Source organism: Aeromonas lacus (genome assembly GCF_000764665.1).
Lineage (GTDB): Bacteria > Pseudomonadota > Gammaproteobacteria > Enterobacterales > Aeromonadaceae > Aeromonas > Aeromonas lacus.
This window is the reverse complement of the sequence record NZ_JRGM01000009.1, coordinates 16344-30569: the sequence shown is the minus strand read 5'-3', so window position 1 is coordinate 30569 and position 14226 is coordinate 16344. Positions and strand designations below refer to the sequence as shown.

The window sequence follows — 14226 nt, the reverse complement described above, 5'->3', positions numbered from 1 at the left end:
AAAAGCCCCGGTCAGTGGACCGGGGCTGGTGGGCTATTCGGTATCAGTTGACGGATATGGCGCGGGCATCGATGAAGTAGCGGGCGTTGCCCTGCTTGTCGATCTGGATCTTGGCCACCAGCTGCTCCTGCTCCTTGTATTCCCAACGTTGCTCGATCTTGGCGAGGGATGGGCTTGTGACCCCAACCACGTTCAGGTACTCATGAAACAGGCTATGGCTCCCTATTTCGGTCAGCATCTTGTCCATCTGCATACTCTCCTGAAGTTGAGTGGGTATTCATCAACAAACCTATCAGCGTCCATCTGAACATAGTCTGTATGAAAAACAAACTAACTCATTCATGTGTCAATAACATGATCAGGAACAAGATCAGTGCAGATCGTCAGGGACTTTTTGATACCGTTTTCAATCAGAGCTGGTGGGCTTTTGCGGCAACTGATCAAACGTGCCGGAAGCCTGCGGTAGCGCCGGTGCGGTTTGCACGGCCTGGCCGCCGTGGAATACCGGATCCTGTGCCACTTCCTTGATGCCGTTGATGCAAAATTGCATACCCATGCAGACCAGCAGAAAACCCATGATGCGGGTCATGGCGTCGATGCCGGTGGCGCCAAGGATCTTGCAAACCGGGTCCGCCAGCTTCAATACCCCCCAGCTGATCAGACTCATCAGGGCAAACGCAGTGACCATGGCGCCGTAGATAGTGAGGCGGTTGTACTCGTCAGGCAGTTCGGCAATCTGGGCAGCTCCGCTTATCACCAGCGCCATGGTGCCCGGGCCGCACATGCTGGGCATGGTGAGCGGTACGAAGGCAATGCTCTGGTTGATATCGACCCCGCTTTGCTGGCTGGGGGCGGGGAATAGCATGCGAAAGCCGATAAAGCCGATGATGAGGCCACCGGCCAGGCGCAAGCCCGGGATGGAGATCCCGAACAGATCCAGGATCGAGGATCCGATAAAGAAGGTGATGCAGAGGGTGCAGAACAGATAGATAGCGGCCAGGTTGACCTGACGGCGCACATGCTCGCGCGACATCCCCTTGCTCAACCCCAGCAGCAGGGTGGCCGTGGTGGGCGGGTTGACCATGGGCAGCAGCGCCAGCAAGGCGAGAAATACGACCTGAAAGAACATCTTGAGCCTCGGATAGAGAGTTGAAAGTCATGGGGGCGAGCGGGTCGCTGGCCCCAAGGGGAGGCTATCTTATGTTGGCCAAACTGAACATAAGCAGTACAAAAAAGCCCCGGCATCTGCCGGGGCTTGTTGTTCGGGTCAGGCCGCTTGCGGCGCTTGCTGTGGCCGGTTGCGTTGCTGCTGCCAGAGCCAGCAGCCGATGACAAAACCCAATGCCGACAGGCTTACCACGTAGTGGGAGGGGGCCAGCACATCGCTTGCCATCCAGAGGGTAACCAGCATGGGGGTCAGCCCGCCAAAGATGGCGTAGGCCACGTTGTAGGAGAAAGAGAGGCCGGAGAAGCGCACCACTGGCGGGAAGGCATTGACCATCACGTAGGGAACCGCGCCAACAATCCCGACCGCGAAGCCTGCCAGCATATAGAGCGGCACCAGCTGGGCCATGCCGGAGGCGATCCCGTGATAGAAGGCGTAGCTGGAGCCTGCCAGCAGCAGGGAGCCCAGCATGAAGGTGGGGCCGCTGCCCAGCAGGTCGATCACCCGGCCATAGAGAATGCAGCCAAGGGTGAGGGCGACGATGGCCAGCGAGTTGGCGGTCAGCGCCTCGGCCGGAGTGATGCCATAGACCTTTTGCAAGTAGGTGGGTGTCATCAGGATCACCACCACGATCCCGGCGGAGAGCAGCCAGGTGAGCAGCATGGAGACCACTACGCTGCTCTTGTGGCTGCGCAGTACCGTTTTGAGGGGCAGCTCGTCGGCCAGTGCTTTATTGGCCTGCATCTCGGCAAAGACCGGGGTTTCGTGCAGCCAGCGGCGCAGATACATGGCGACGATGCCGAACACACCGCCGAGGACGAAAGCCAGTCGCCAGCCCCAGTCGGTCACATCGCTCGGGCTCATGCCGCGGTTGATGGCGGTGGCCACCAGAGAGCCGAGCAGGATGCCGGCCGTCAATCCCGCCGTGAGCGTGCCGCAGGCGACACCGACCCGACGGGCAGGGACGTGCTCGGCGACAAATACCCAGGCGCCCGGTACTTCGCCACCGATGGCGGCGCCCTGCAGGATCCGCAACAGCAGCAACAGCAGCGGTGCGGCGATACCGAGCACCGCATAGGTGGGCAGCAGACCGATCAGCAGGGTGGGCAGCGCCATCATGATGATGCTGAGGGTGAACATCCGCTTGCGACCGATGAGATCGCCGAAGTGGGCCATAATGATGCCGCCGAGCGGGCGGGCCAGATAACCGGCGGCGAAGATGCCGAAGGTCTGGAACTGGCGCAGCCACTCGGGAATGTCAGCCGGGAAGAAGAGTTCACCTATGACCACGGCGAAGAAGACGAAGATGATGAAGTCGTAAAACTCCAGGGCACCGCCAAGGGCCGCCAGTCCCAGAGTTTTGTAGTCCTGCCGGTTGAGGGGGCGGGCGTGATCGTACTGTTGTGTCACTGTCGTCATATCCTTATGTTTCCCATCGTTTTTTTAGTTATTGTTCAGCCCGGGCAAGGGGCATATACAGGTGATTGAGAGTATGCTGCTCGCCTCTTGCATGTAAATCGCGCAATTCGCAACACTGTCTTGCATCTTTTTGGGGCAGCCTTTTGGGAAAACCGGAGCGCCCCGCGACGGAGGATTGATGGAAAAGAAACGGGTACTGCTCTCATGGAGCAGCGGCAAGGATTGCGCATGGGCACTGCATCAGCTGCGGCAAGATCCAGCCATCGAGGTAGTAGGGCTGTTCACCACCCTTAATCAGGCGTTCGAGCGGGTGGCGATGCACGGGGTGCGCAAGCAGCTTTTGACCGAGCAGGCCGCCTGTGTCGGTCTGCCCCTCATCACCATCGATCTGCCCTGGCCCTGCAGCAACGAAGATTATGCCCGCATCATGACCGGCTTCATCGCCGATGTGGTCGCGCAGGGGATCCGCCATATGGCGTTTGGCGATCTCTTCCTTGAGGATGTGCGAGCCTACCGGGAGAAACAGCTGGCCGGTACCGGCATCGAGCCGCTCTTCCCGCTCTGGGGCAGCAACACCCGGGAGCTGGCGCAACAGATGATGACGGCGGGGTTGAAGGCGAGGATCAGCACCCTGGATCCGAAAAAGCTGGATGGCGCACTGGGGGGCCATGAGTTTGACGAGGCATTGCTGGCCGCTCTGCCCGAGGGTGTTGACCCTTGTGGCGAGAACGGCGAGTTTCACACCCTGGCCTACGACGGCCCCATGTTTTCGCGCCCGCTCGGGATCCGGGTTGGCGAGACAGTGGTGCGCGATGGCTTTGTCTTTACCGATCTGCTGCCAATCGCAGATTAATTATCGGGCGCCAAATGCTCCCTTTTGCAGGAGCATTCACAGATTTGAGAGGCGGGATGGGGGCACTATTGGCCCCCTCTTTTGATTCAAGATGACAACCTGCCTTATGAAACACGTCTCTCGTCCGGCGCTGCTTGCCTCCTTGCTGGCTGCCGCCCTCTCTCTGCCTGCAGTCGCGGGTCAAGCCGCTACCGTTCAGCCAATCCCCGCCGGTGTCACCACCGTCACGCTGGCCCAGCAGGCGCCGATCCACTGGGTATCGGTGGAGCAGATAGCCAAGAGTCTGGATGGATTGCCGCCGATGGCCGTCGGCTTTGATATCGATGACACCCTGCTCTTCTCCAGCCCGGGGTTCTATCGTGGCAAGCAGGAGTTCTCTCCCAACGACGAGAGCTACCTGAAGAACCCGGCCTTCTGGGAGAAGATGAACAACGGTTGGGATGAATTCAGCGTGCCGAAAGAGGTAGGCAAGGCGCTCATCGCCATGCACCTCAAGCGCGGCGATCACATCTATTTCGTCACCGGTCGTTCGGCCACCAAGACCGAGACGGTGAGCAAGACCCTGCAGCAGACCATGAATATTCCGGCCGATCAGCTCAATCCGGTGATCTTTGCCGGCGACCAGCCGGGGCAGAACACCAAGGTACAGTGGCTCAAGGAGAAGCAGATGAAGATCTTCTACGGCGATGCCGATGGCGACATCAAGGCGGCGCAGGAGATCGGCATTCGCGGCATTCGTCTGCTGCGCTCGGCCAACTCTACCTATCGACCACTGCCGCTGGCGGGAGCGCTGGGGGAAGAGGTGATCATCAACTCCCAGTTCTAATCACTAGGTATTCAGCTGATGAAAAAGGGCGGGGCCATCGGCACCCGCCCTTTTTTGCATCCGTCATCAAGCTCGGGTCAGTCGTCTGCCCAGGGCATCTCGGGCAGGCTGTCGAGGAACTCGCCATAGCGGGTCAGATTGAAGGGGCCCTGATCGGCCTCCATCGCCATCAGCTCGGCACCAAGGGCGCAGGCGATATATTGCAGTGCCTCTTCCCGCGGGGTGCCCTTCATCACCAGTCTCATCAAGGTAGCCTTCACGTGGGGCGGGTGACCGTCGTTGAGCTGGTTCTCCACCATCTCCAGCAGCGCGTCTTCGTCAAAAAATTCCTGAGAGTCGTTCATCGGTTTTTCGCATCAGTGAGTGAGGCGCGCAGTATAACCCGAAGCAGAGCGGCTCCCGTTTACCATCCACATAAACAATCCGATGGGACGTCTATTTGTTACCCATAATTAACGGGAGTTTGCCGCGGCAAACAGGTTGGAACACAGATAACATGGATGGACACGCCTATGCCCACGATAGATTCCCTGCTGGCTGAGCCCAAGCTACTGCCCCAGATCCCGGAAGTGATGCGCGATTTGATCCAAACCTTCAATGAAAAGGATCCGGACCTGCTCAAGATCAGCAAGCTGATCAACAAGGATCCTGTCATCTCCGCCAAGCTGTTGCGTTTGGCCAACTCGGCCAAGTTCGGCAGCAGTCGCCAGATCGGTACCGTCAATGAAGCTGCGGTGCGGCTTGGACTGGCGATGGTGCGCAACATGGTGCTGGCCTGCGGGCTGACCGAATCGGTCACTGCGGTGCCCGGCATTGATCTCAAACATTTCTGGGGCTGCGTGTTCAACGTGGCAGAGCTGGCGCGTCGTCTGGCGGTGAAGAAGGGAATGAAGGGGGATGAGGTCTTTACCTGCGCCCTGCTCTATGACCTTGGCCGACTGGTGATGCATGTGGGGCTGCCGGAAAACACCGTCCACCACATTCACGATCTGGAGTTGCACAAGGGGCGAGCCAAGGCGGAAGAGCTGGTGGTCGGCTTCAACTATGCCCAGGTCGGTGCCGCCATGGCGCGATACTGGAAGTTTCCCGAGACCATCAGCAACGCGGTGGAGTATCACTACAACCCCATGCTGGCCAAGGAGTTCTCCGCCGAGGCTGGGTTGATCCATCTGGCGATCGTGCTGGCAGCGCAATCCGATGTGGGTGAAGAAGCGCCACCCGAGTGGCCTGCCAAGGTAGCGGAGACGCTGGGGCTCTCCTGGGCCGATTGCGCAGCCCAGTTCACTGCGCTGCGCGAACAGGGTAATGGCTATGCCGGGTTGCTGGCTGCCTGATCGCTCTGCGACCGCTGTGTGACATCGTAAAAAGGGGCCGAGGTTGGCCCCCTTTTCATGGCCGTGAGCCCGCTATTACTTGTCAGCCGGTTGCCGAGGGGGCACTCTGCTGACTTCGCCTGTTTTGAGAGATCCCTTGCCATGATTACCTCCCCCCGCCTTGTTTTGCGTGAACTGACCATCGCCGATGCCCCCTTCATTCTCGAGCTGCTCAATGATGCCGATTTCCATCGTTACATCGGCGATCGGGGAATTCGCACATTTGAACAGGCGCAGGAGTATATCCAGCAGGGGCCAGCGGTGAGCTATGCCCGTCATGGTCACGGCCTCTATCTGGTCGAGCGCAGGGAAGATGGCGCCAGCCTTGGTATCTGTGGCCTGATCAAGCGCGATACCCTGGAGCAGGTCGATATCGGTTATGCCTTCCTGCCGCAATATCGCGGTCAGGGTTATGCCATTGAAGCGGCGCAGGCCGCCCTTGCCGATGGCAAAAGCCGGTTGGGGATTGGGCAGGTAGTCGCCATCGTCACCCCGGGCAACGAGCGATCCATCGGTCTGTTGGCCAAGCTGGGGCTGGTGCGCAGTCGTCTGGTCAAGTTGAGCGAAGATGCTGACGAATGCCTGCTGCTGGAACAAGCGGTGTGATTGAACAGTTGGGGGTTGTGTGAGCCTTGCTAACGAACTGGATACAGCGATCTCCCGCATTCGCAGACAAGTATCCCATTTTGTAAGATCTTGCTCTCCAGTCTATTAAATATGAGTTTTTGGGAGTCTCACCTCTGTAAGCGAGACGCGCCTGACGGAGCCAGCCCTGCATAGTAGGCACACTGGTTTCACCGTCATTGGAGCAATGGACATGAGAACTCCCAATATCACCTTTATCGGCGCAGGGTCGACCATCTTTGTGAAGAACATCCTGGGCGATGTGTTTCACAAACCGGCCCTGAAAAACGCCAACATCTCCCTGATGGACATAGATCCTCAGCGGCTGGAAGAGTCCCAGATTGTAGTGCGCAAGCTGATGGACTCCAGCGGCGCCAAGGGACAGCTCAACTGCCATACCGAGCTGAAACCTGCGCTCGCTGGCGCCAATTTCGTGATTGTTGCCTTCCAGATTGGTGGCTATGAGCCCTGTACCGTGACCGATTTCGAGGTGTGCAAGCGGCACGGTCTGGAGCAGACCATTGCCGATACGCTTGGGCCTGGCGGCATCATGCGGGCACTGCGCACCATTCCCCATCTGTGGCGGGTGTGCGAGGTGATGAGTGAGGTATGCCCCGACGCCACCATGCTCAACTACGTCAACCCGATGGCGATGAACATCTGGGCCATGTATCAACAGTTCCCCCATATCAAGCAGGTGGGGCTCTGCCACTCGGTGCAGGGAACTGCCCACGAGCTGGCCCGCGATCTCGACATAGACCCGGCGACCTTGCGTTACCGCTGCGCCGGTATCAACCACATGGCGTTTTATCTGAGCCTCGAGCGTCAGCTGGAGAGCGGTGAATTCGTCAATCTCTATCCCGAGTTGCTGGCCGCGTATGAAGCGGGGACGGCGCCCAAGCCCGGCCTGCACCACAACCAGCGTTGCCAGAATCTGGTGCGTTACGAGCTGTTCAAGAAGTTTGGCTACTTCGTCACCGAGTCTTCCGAGCACTTCGCCGAGTACACCCCCTACTTCATCAAACCGGGGCGGCCTGATCTCATCGAGCGTTACAAGGTGCCGCTCGACGAGTATCCCAAGCGCTGCGTCGAGCAGATTGCCCGCTGGCAGGATGATCTCACCGCCTATCGTCAGGCCGAGCAGGTCGAAGTGCCTGAATCGAACGAATACGCGAGCGTCATCATCAACTCGCTCTGGAGCGGTGAGCCCAGCGTCATCTATGGCAACGTCAGAAACGACGGCCTCATCACCAACCTGCCGGAAGGCTGCTGCGTGGAGGTGCCCTGCCTGGTGGATGCCAACGGCATCCAGCCCACCGCCATCGGCCGCTTGCCAACCCATCTGGCCGCCCTGATGAGCACCAACATCAACGTGCAGGCGCTGGTCACCGAGGCGATCACCGAGCGCAAGCGGGAAAGCATTTATCATGCAGCCCTGCTCGATCCCCACACCGCCGCAGTGCTTGGCATGGATGAGATCTACGCCCTGATCGACGAACTGATTGAAGCCCACCGCGGCTGGTTGCCGGAGTGGATTCACTGCTGAGCTAGAGCCCCCTGCGGGGGGCTTAACCCCCAAGGAGATAAACCATGAGCGTCTCGCTGAAAACCAAGTTGAGCTATGGCTTCGGGGCCTTCGGCAAGGATTTTGCCATCGGCATCGTCTACATGTACCTGATGTTTTACTACACGGATGTGGTGGGGGTATCGGCTGCGGCGGTCGGTACCATCTTTCTCGTCGCCCGGATCTGGGATGCGGTCAATGACCCCATCATGGGGTGGATTGTTGATAACACCCGATCCCGTTGGGGCAAGTTCAAACCCTGGATCCTGACCGGGACTGTGGTCAACTCCATCGCGCTGGTGATGGTGTTCTGTGCCCACTACTTCGAAGGGCCGGCCCTGATCGCCTATGTGGCGGTGACCTACATCCTGTGGGGCATGACCTATACCCTGATGGATATTCCCTTCTGGTCGCTGGTGCCCACCCTGACTCTCGACAAGCGGGAGCGTGAGGAGCTGGTTCCCTATCCCCGTTTTTTTGCCAGTCTGGCCTGGCTGATTACCGGTGCCATCGGACTCAAGGTGGTGGATTACTTCGGGCAGGGAGACAAGGCCCACGGTTTTCTTATGTTCACCTTTATCCTCATCGCCTTTTCGTGGTCTCGACCATTGTCACTCTGCGCAATGTGAAGGAGCGTTACAGCTCGGCAGTCGCTCCCGGGGCGGTTGGCCCCGAGCGCACCACCATCATCGATTCGGTCAAGCTTATCTTCCGCAACGACCAGCTCTCCAGCGTGCTGTTTATGGCCCTTTGCTATAACGTGGCGAACAACATCATCACCGCGTTTGCCATCTACTACTTCACGTATGTCATCGGGCGTGAGGATCTCTTCCCCAGCTATATGATGTATTCCGGTGTGGCGAATCTGATCACCCTGATGGTCTTCCCCCGTCTGGTTGGCTTTATCTCGCGCCGGGTATTGTGGGCTCTCGCCTCCCTCAGCCCGATCCTGAGCTGTCTGACCCTGCTTTATGTCGGTCTGTACGATACCCAGAACGTGCCGCTGATCGCGCTCTCCGGCATCCTGCTCAATATCGGCACCGCCCTGTTCTGGGTGCTGCAGGTGATCATGGTCGCTGACACTGTCGACTACGGTGAGTACAAGCTGGGCACCCGCAACGAGAGCATCGCCTACTCGGTGCAAACCATGGTGGTCAAGGCGGGTTCGGCCTTTGCCGGCTTCTTTATCGGCATCATTCTGACCCTGATCGGCTATGTCCCCAATGCGGTACAAAGTGCCGAAACCCTGCTGGGCATGCAGTTCATCATGGTCGGACTACCTGCGGTGTTCTTTGCTCTGACCCTGTTTGTCTATTTCCGCTTCTACAAGCTCAATGGCCAATTCCAGCGCAAGGTGGTGGATCATCTGATGCGCAAATATGAGCCCGAGAGTGCCGAGGTCGAACCCGTGCGGGCGATTGCCAGCTGAGCACGTCGATTCACTGCGCCGACGTTATGTCGGCGCCATCTATAAGGAGTGGAACATGGGATATCCAATGAGTCGTCGCGCCAAGCTTTCATGCGCCCTGATGGCGGCAGGCATCTCCAGTCTCTGTTCGCAAATGGCTGTTGCCGCAAAGGTAGAGATTGCTTCGCAGCCACAGGTGCAGCTCAGTTCTTCCAGTAGTGAGCTGACCGAAGGATTTAACTGGGCAGCCGCCAAGACGGCCCAGTTCATCATGACCGGCCAGCGCGGTGTGACCAACAAGGACGAGAACCACCCGAACGGGGATGGCACGGGTCTGCACGATTATCTCCCCTCCTACTGGGCCGGTTACTACGACCGTACGGCGTTTTACGGTCGCGACTTTGCCCATCAGGTTGCCGGTGCCGAGATTGCAGGCTGGCGCGCCGAGAACTTTTCGATGTTCAAGGTGTTTGCCCGCAACGCCACCGAGGCACGCAAGTGGTACACCCTCTGGGCCTTCAACTTTGATGGCTCTCCCCATACCATCGACTACAAGGACGACGGCTGGTTCGTGCGCGAGGTGCCCGCCCAGTTTGAACTGGTGGAGAAGGCTTACCACGCCTACCCCTGGAGCGGGGATCGCCGCTATCTCGAGGATCCCGAGCTGTGGACCTTTTACAGCAAGGTGATGACCGACTTCATCGCCCTGCATGACGAGCAGCACCCCAACGGGATTGCCGAGGGCAAGGGAGGGATTTTTCAGGGCTCCTGCACCTACAACGAACGGGGTGAGCACCCGATAGAGGCCGCCGATGCCATCGGTTCCCAGTATCAGGCGACACTGGCTTATGCCGCCATGCTGCAGGTGCGCGGTGAAAAGCGGGCGGCGCAGGTCTGGCAGCGCAAGGCTGCGCAGCTCAAGCGCTACTTCAACGAGGAGTGGAGCCGGGTTGCCGGGGATGAGGATGGCCACTATGCCCGCATCCTCGACAGCAACCTTGGCAAGCGCAACGATTTTGGCAAGGAGAACAGCTGGTTCATTCCGATGAAGCGTCTCTCCGAACCCGGTGCGCGCAATGACCGCTATCTCGACTTTATCAGCGAGATGGTGGGTGAGGGGATCGGCACGACACCGCAGGCACCCGCCAACATCGAGGTCTACACCTATCTGCCGGAGACCTATTTCCCTTATCAGCGCAACGAGGAGGCGTGGCGCTGGATGCGTTACATCCTGGCCAAGCGAGATCTGCCCCACGAGCGGCCGAGTCAGGGCACCAATGGCGACTATCCGGAGATCTCCTTTACGCTGGTGTCGCAGACCGTGGAGGGGATGATGGGGGTTGAGCCGGATGCTGCGGCGCATCGGGTGGCGACCCTGCCCCGATTGCCCGTAACCATCGACTGGGTGGCCATCGAGCAACTGCCGGTCGGTCCCCACCGGTTGTCACTGCGCCATGATGGCGTCACTGCCAGCGAGCTGGGCAACAAGGGGCCGCGCGCCCTGTTCTGGGAGGCCCGTTTCCCGGGCAATCACAGATTCCTGCTGGTGGATGGCAAGCTGCGCAAGGCCCGTTCGCTGCACCTCAACGGTGTCATCGTGAGTGCGGTCGAGGTGACAGTGCCGCCGGGTGGTCGGGTGACGGTGTCAACACCGTCCCGTTGAGAGAGAAGAGACTGAGCAAGGGGCGTAAGCCCCTTTTTTATTGGGAATTTATTGCGAAGAGTGTGCCCGCTCCCGGCTCAGCTGGCGGTAGCGACTCGGTGTCAGCCCCAGATAACGCTGGAAGGTCTCATAGAAGCGGCTGCTGGAGTTGAAACCTGCAGTCAGGGCGATATCGAGGATGGTGCGATCGGTATCGCTGAGCAGGGCTCTGGCATGGTTGATCCGCATCGCGGTGACGTACTGTTTGATGCTCATCTGCATCACCTTCTGAAACAGCCCCATGGCGTAGTTGGGGTGCAACCCCACGTGGTCGGCCAACTCCCTGGTGGTCAGCGGCGCATCATGGTGGGCCGCAATGTACTCGAGCATCTGCTGCACATGGAACTGGGAGTGTTTCGATCCGCCAGATGCTGCGCCCTGATTGCTGTGGTTGGCGAGCAGGCGGCTCCAGCCATCCAGCCCGATGCGCCGCAGCATCAGGCAGATCTCATCGGCTGCCAGCTGCTGGCGGCCAGGGTCATCCATCCGGCTTTCCGTGACCCAGCGGGCCAGCTCAAACTCGCTTACCAGCATGGGCGAGCGCGATTGCAGCACACCGCCGTGGGTGACCTGAGTCAGCAGCTCCCTATTGATGGGCCAGGAGAGGAAAAGGTGGATCGGAATATTGATCAGCCCCATCTGCGAGCAGTTGCCGATGCGGGTCAGCTGGTGGGGGATGGCCGCCCAGAACAGTCCGGCATGGCCTGCCGCCAGGGTAAAGGATTGACCATTCATGGTGTACTCCACATCCCCGTTAAATGGAATGTTGACTTCAACCTGCCCGTGCCAGTGGTAGCCCGCCATCTCGTGGGGGGGCCGCAACTCCACATCGATAGCCTCGTAAGCAGAATAGAGCGAGAGGGGGCTGCTCAGTCCCTTATCGAGCTCATGCACGCTGGAGAAGTAGGGGCGCTCAAGCTTTGTTGTCATCGCAATCAACCATCGCTATCAACCGGGGTGAATGAACCCTGCTTGTATCATCAATGGCTTTTTTTGCCTGTGCTTGCCGTTGAGTTATCCGCGAAAGCATGACGACCAGATTGGAAAATTGCCGACAGGATCACAGACGTTGCACAGGTGGGTATGCGCATGAGGCTGGTGAAGTAGGAGTAGATTGGGTATTCGGGGTGGGAGGTGTTGGCCGAAAGGCAAAAAATGGAGGGAAGAGGCAAAGTGGCCGCCGTGAGTTGCGGCCCTTGTGCATCGGTGCTGCCCGGTCGGGCAGGGGATCAGTTGAGCTCTTCGATGGAGAACTCGCCGGCGATACCATCACAGGAGATGGCGAAGCCGCCGCTGAAGCGGGTGCTGAACTGGATCAGAAACGCATCGTAGTCGTGCTCTTGCACGGGCAGGTTGATGGGTTTGCTGCGACGCAGGGGTTTACGAGTTTGTACGGTTTTCATAATGGTATTTCTCTATATAAATTAAGTAATTGCTCCTTGTGTTGGCAAATGTCAGGTCAATGAGTGCGTGCAACGGTGTTGTTGGCGTGCGCGCAGGTATACCCAGCCCGTTCGCGGGCCTCTGCTCTTGCAAGGTGCAAGGAATATGCGGTTGCATAGTTCAAATTGAGTGGGCAGAGCGGGTCTGCACCGTGAGAGCCGGGCAACGCAGGCGGACAGCCTGAACGGTTCTCAGGGCGAGTAAATCAGAGGAAGGTTATGCGGGTACTGACAGGATTCATCGTGAGGTGAAGCATTGCAGGGCAAACATAAACAGGGCTGATTAACTAGCCGGCGCGCATTCTCTCCTCGAAATGAATAAAAAGCAAACAATTATTTTCGGCTGTTTGGCTGGGCTTTGTCCGGTGCAGGTTTGCCAGCAACAAAAAGGGCTCCCGCAGGAGCCCTTTTGCATCTGTCAGCCAACGGATGATCAGTAGTCGCCGTTGGCGCGCTTGGCTGCGGCGATCATCGGAGTGATGGTCATGCCCTGCACCACGATGGAGAACATCACCACCGCGTAGGTCATCACCAGGATCACCTGACGCAGGTCGACACCGTGGCTCGGGATCATCATGACGCCGGAGGGGAGCGCCAGTGCCATCGCCATGGCCAGACCGCCGCGCAGGCCGCCCCAGGTGAGGATCCGCACCGAGAAGGTGTTGTAGGTGCGGAATTTGCGGAAGGCCATATAGGGCAGCGAGACGCTGATGAAGCGGGCTGCCAGGCAGAGTGGCACGGCGATGACCAACAGCACCCAGTCATGCCAGACCAGATCCAGCAGCACCAGCGCCAGACCGATCAGCAGGAACAGCAGGGCGTTGAGGAACTGATCCATCAACTCCCAGAAGTGATCCAGGTGATGGCTGCTCTGCTCGGAGAAGCCGGAGTGACGGGTCCAGTTGCCGATCATGATGCCGGTCACCACCATGGCCAGGGCGCCGGAGACGCCGATCATGTTGGCGAAGGCGAAGCCGGCGGTCGGGATGCAGAGGGTGAGCAGCAGCTCCAGCGAGCCGTCGTCGGTGGCGCTGATCATCACGTGGGCGATGACGCCCAGCACGACGCCGAACAGGATGCCGCCGAGGGCTTCGTGCAGGAATAGGCCGGCCACGCTGCCGAAGGTAGGCTCGACACCGCCGAAGGCGACGGCAAACACGGTAGCGAAAATAACGAGGCCGACACCGTCGTTGAACAGGGATTCCCCTTCGATCTGGATGGCGATCTGGGGCGGTGCCTTCATCTTCTTGACGATGGCGAGTACGGCGATGGGGTCGGTGGGGGAGATGAGCGCCCCGAACAGCATGCAGTAGACCAGCGGCAGCTCCCAGCCCAGCAGCTTGGCGATGAACCAGAAGCCGTAGCCGATGATGAAGGTGGAGAGCAGGGTGGCAATAATGGCCAGAATGGTGATTTCCCACTTCTGGCTACGCAGCGCCTTGAGGTTGATGCCAAGACCACCGGCAAACAGCAGGAAGCCCAGGATCCCCTTCAGCAGGAAATTCTGGAAGTCGATGCTCTCCATGGTTTTGATGGCAAGAGGCTCCAGATTGAACCATCCCAGTTTACCGAACAGCACCAGCAGCGCAGAGATCAGCATGGAACCGGCGGTGATGGCGATGGTGGTCTGGATCTTCACAACATACTGGTTGGCAAAGGCAATAAAGATCGCCAACGCTGCCAGAAAACAGAGTGTGTAGTAGACGCTCATAGTTATTTTTTACTCGTAGATAGATAGCAAGCACGTATCCCCATGCGGGACGGGCATAGGGTACTCTCGGGGCCTATGTTACTCATTACCTATAAATGAGTATATGGCTGCGATTTTGGACTGATAGACGGCTAGATTT

The 14226-nt window shown here is 58.8% G+C and carries 13 protein-coding genes and 1 pseudogene; 7 read left to right on the top strand and 7 right to left on the bottom strand.

All coding sequences use genetic code 11. The annotated features are described in order from the left end of the window. Window positions 1–43: 43 nt before the first annotated feature. From LG31_RS0100440 to LG31_RS0100430, 3 genes are all read right to left on the bottom strand, one after another. Window positions 44–247 carry a hypothetical protein gene (locus LG31_RS0100440; RefSeq protein WP_033112613.1) on the bottom strand — a complete coding sequence of 68 codons (204 nt, stop codon included), beginning with the start codon at window positions 245–247 and terminating at the stop codon, window positions 44–46. Between the two features lie 159 nt (window positions 248–406). Beyond that, the gene (locus LG31_RS0100435) at window positions 407–1129 is read right to left on the bottom strand and encodes a MarC family NAAT transporter (RefSeq protein WP_033112542.1); all 723 of its coding nucleotides are present in this window, start codon (window positions 1127–1129) and stop codon (window positions 407–409) included. Between the two features lie 138 nt (window positions 1130–1267). Continuing rightward, the gene (locus tag LG31_RS0100430; protein ID WP_033112541.1) at window positions 1268–2584 is read right to left on the bottom strand and encodes an MFS transporter; all 1317 of its coding nucleotides are present in this window, start codon (window positions 2582–2584) and stop codon (window positions 1268–1270) included. Between the two features lie 178 nt (window positions 2585–2762). Here LG31_RS0100430 and LG31_RS0100425 point away from each other — a divergent pair, with 178 nt between their 5' ends. Next, complete coding sequence (locus LG31_RS0100425; protein ID WP_033112540.1) at window positions 2763–3437, top strand: Dph6-related ATP pyrophosphatase; 675 nt, start codon at window positions 2763–2765, stop codon at window positions 3435–3437. Between the two features lie 106 nt (window positions 3438–3543). Continuing rightward, window positions 3544–4263, top strand: coding sequence for an acid phosphatase AphA (gene aphA / locus LG31_RS0100420; protein ID WP_033112539.1), 720 nt, complete (start codon window positions 3544–3546; stop codon window positions 4261–4263). A gap of 77 nt (window positions 4264–4340) precedes the next feature. Here aphA and LG31_RS0100415 read toward each other — a convergent pair whose 3' ends face one another. Beyond that, a complete protein-coding gene (locus LG31_RS0100415; RefSeq protein WP_033112538.1) occupies window positions 4341–4607 on the bottom strand; it encodes a hypothetical protein in 267 nt (88 codons plus the stop codon). 168 nt (window positions 4608–4775) lie between these two features. Between LG31_RS0100415 and LG31_RS0100410 the strand changes: the two genes are divergently transcribed. From LG31_RS0100410 to LG31_RS0100390, 5 genes and pseudogenes are all read left to right on the top strand, one after another. Beyond that, on the top strand, window positions 4776–5597 hold the full coding sequence (locus LG31_RS0100410; RefSeq protein ID WP_033112537.1) for an HDOD domain-containing protein: 822 nt from the start codon (window positions 4776–4778) through the stop codon (window positions 5595–5597). A 141-nt stretch (window positions 5598–5738) separates the two neighbouring features. After that, the gene (locus LG31_RS0100405; protein ID WP_033112536.1) at window positions 5739–6242 is read left to right on the top strand and encodes a GNAT family N-acetyltransferase; all 504 of its coding nucleotides are present in this window, start codon (window positions 5739–5741) and stop codon (window positions 6240–6242) included. Between the two features lie 211 nt (window positions 6243–6453). Further along, window positions 6454–7806 carry an alpha-glucosidase/alpha-galactosidase gene (gene melA, locus LG31_RS0100400; RefSeq protein ID WP_033112535.1) on the top strand — a complete coding sequence of 451 codons (1353 nt, stop codon included), beginning with the start codon at window positions 6454–6456 and terminating at the stop codon, window positions 7804–7806. A 44-nt stretch (window positions 7807–7850) separates the two neighbouring features. Next, window positions 7851–9253: pseudogene (melB, locus tag LG31_RS21810) on the top strand (melibiose:sodium transporter MelB). Window positions 9254–9308: 55 nt separating this feature from the next. Continuing rightward, window positions 9309–10895: a hypothetical protein gene (locus LG31_RS0100390; RefSeq protein WP_152598250.1), complete on the top strand. Its 1587-nt coding sequence runs from the start codon at window positions 9309–9311 to the stop codon at window positions 10893–10895. Between the two features lie 48 nt (window positions 10896–10943). On the opposite strand, the gene melR is transcribed toward LG31_RS0100390, so the two are convergent. The 3 genes from melR to LG31_RS0100380 all read right to left on the bottom strand — a co-directional run bounded on the left by melR (window position 10944) and on the right by LG31_RS0100380 (window position 14087). Next, window positions 10944–11864 carry a transcriptional regulator MelR gene (gene melR / locus LG31_RS0100385; RefSeq protein ID WP_050513375.1) on the bottom strand — a complete coding sequence of 307 codons (921 nt, stop codon included), beginning with the start codon at window positions 11862–11864 and terminating at the stop codon, window positions 10944–10946. A 299-nt stretch (window positions 11865–12163) separates the two neighbouring features. Then, on the bottom strand, window positions 12164–12337 hold the full coding sequence (locus LG31_RS21350) for a hypothetical protein (protein ID WP_162531491.1): 174 nt from the start codon (window positions 12335–12337) through the stop codon (window positions 12164–12166). Between the two features lie 472 nt (window positions 12338–12809). Then, window positions 12810–14087 (bottom strand): cation:proton antiporter, encoded by a 1278-nt coding sequence (locus LG31_RS0100380; protein ID WP_033112534.1) that lies wholly within the window; start codon window positions 14085–14087, stop codon window positions 12810–12812. Window positions 14088–14226: the final 139 nt, after the last annotated feature.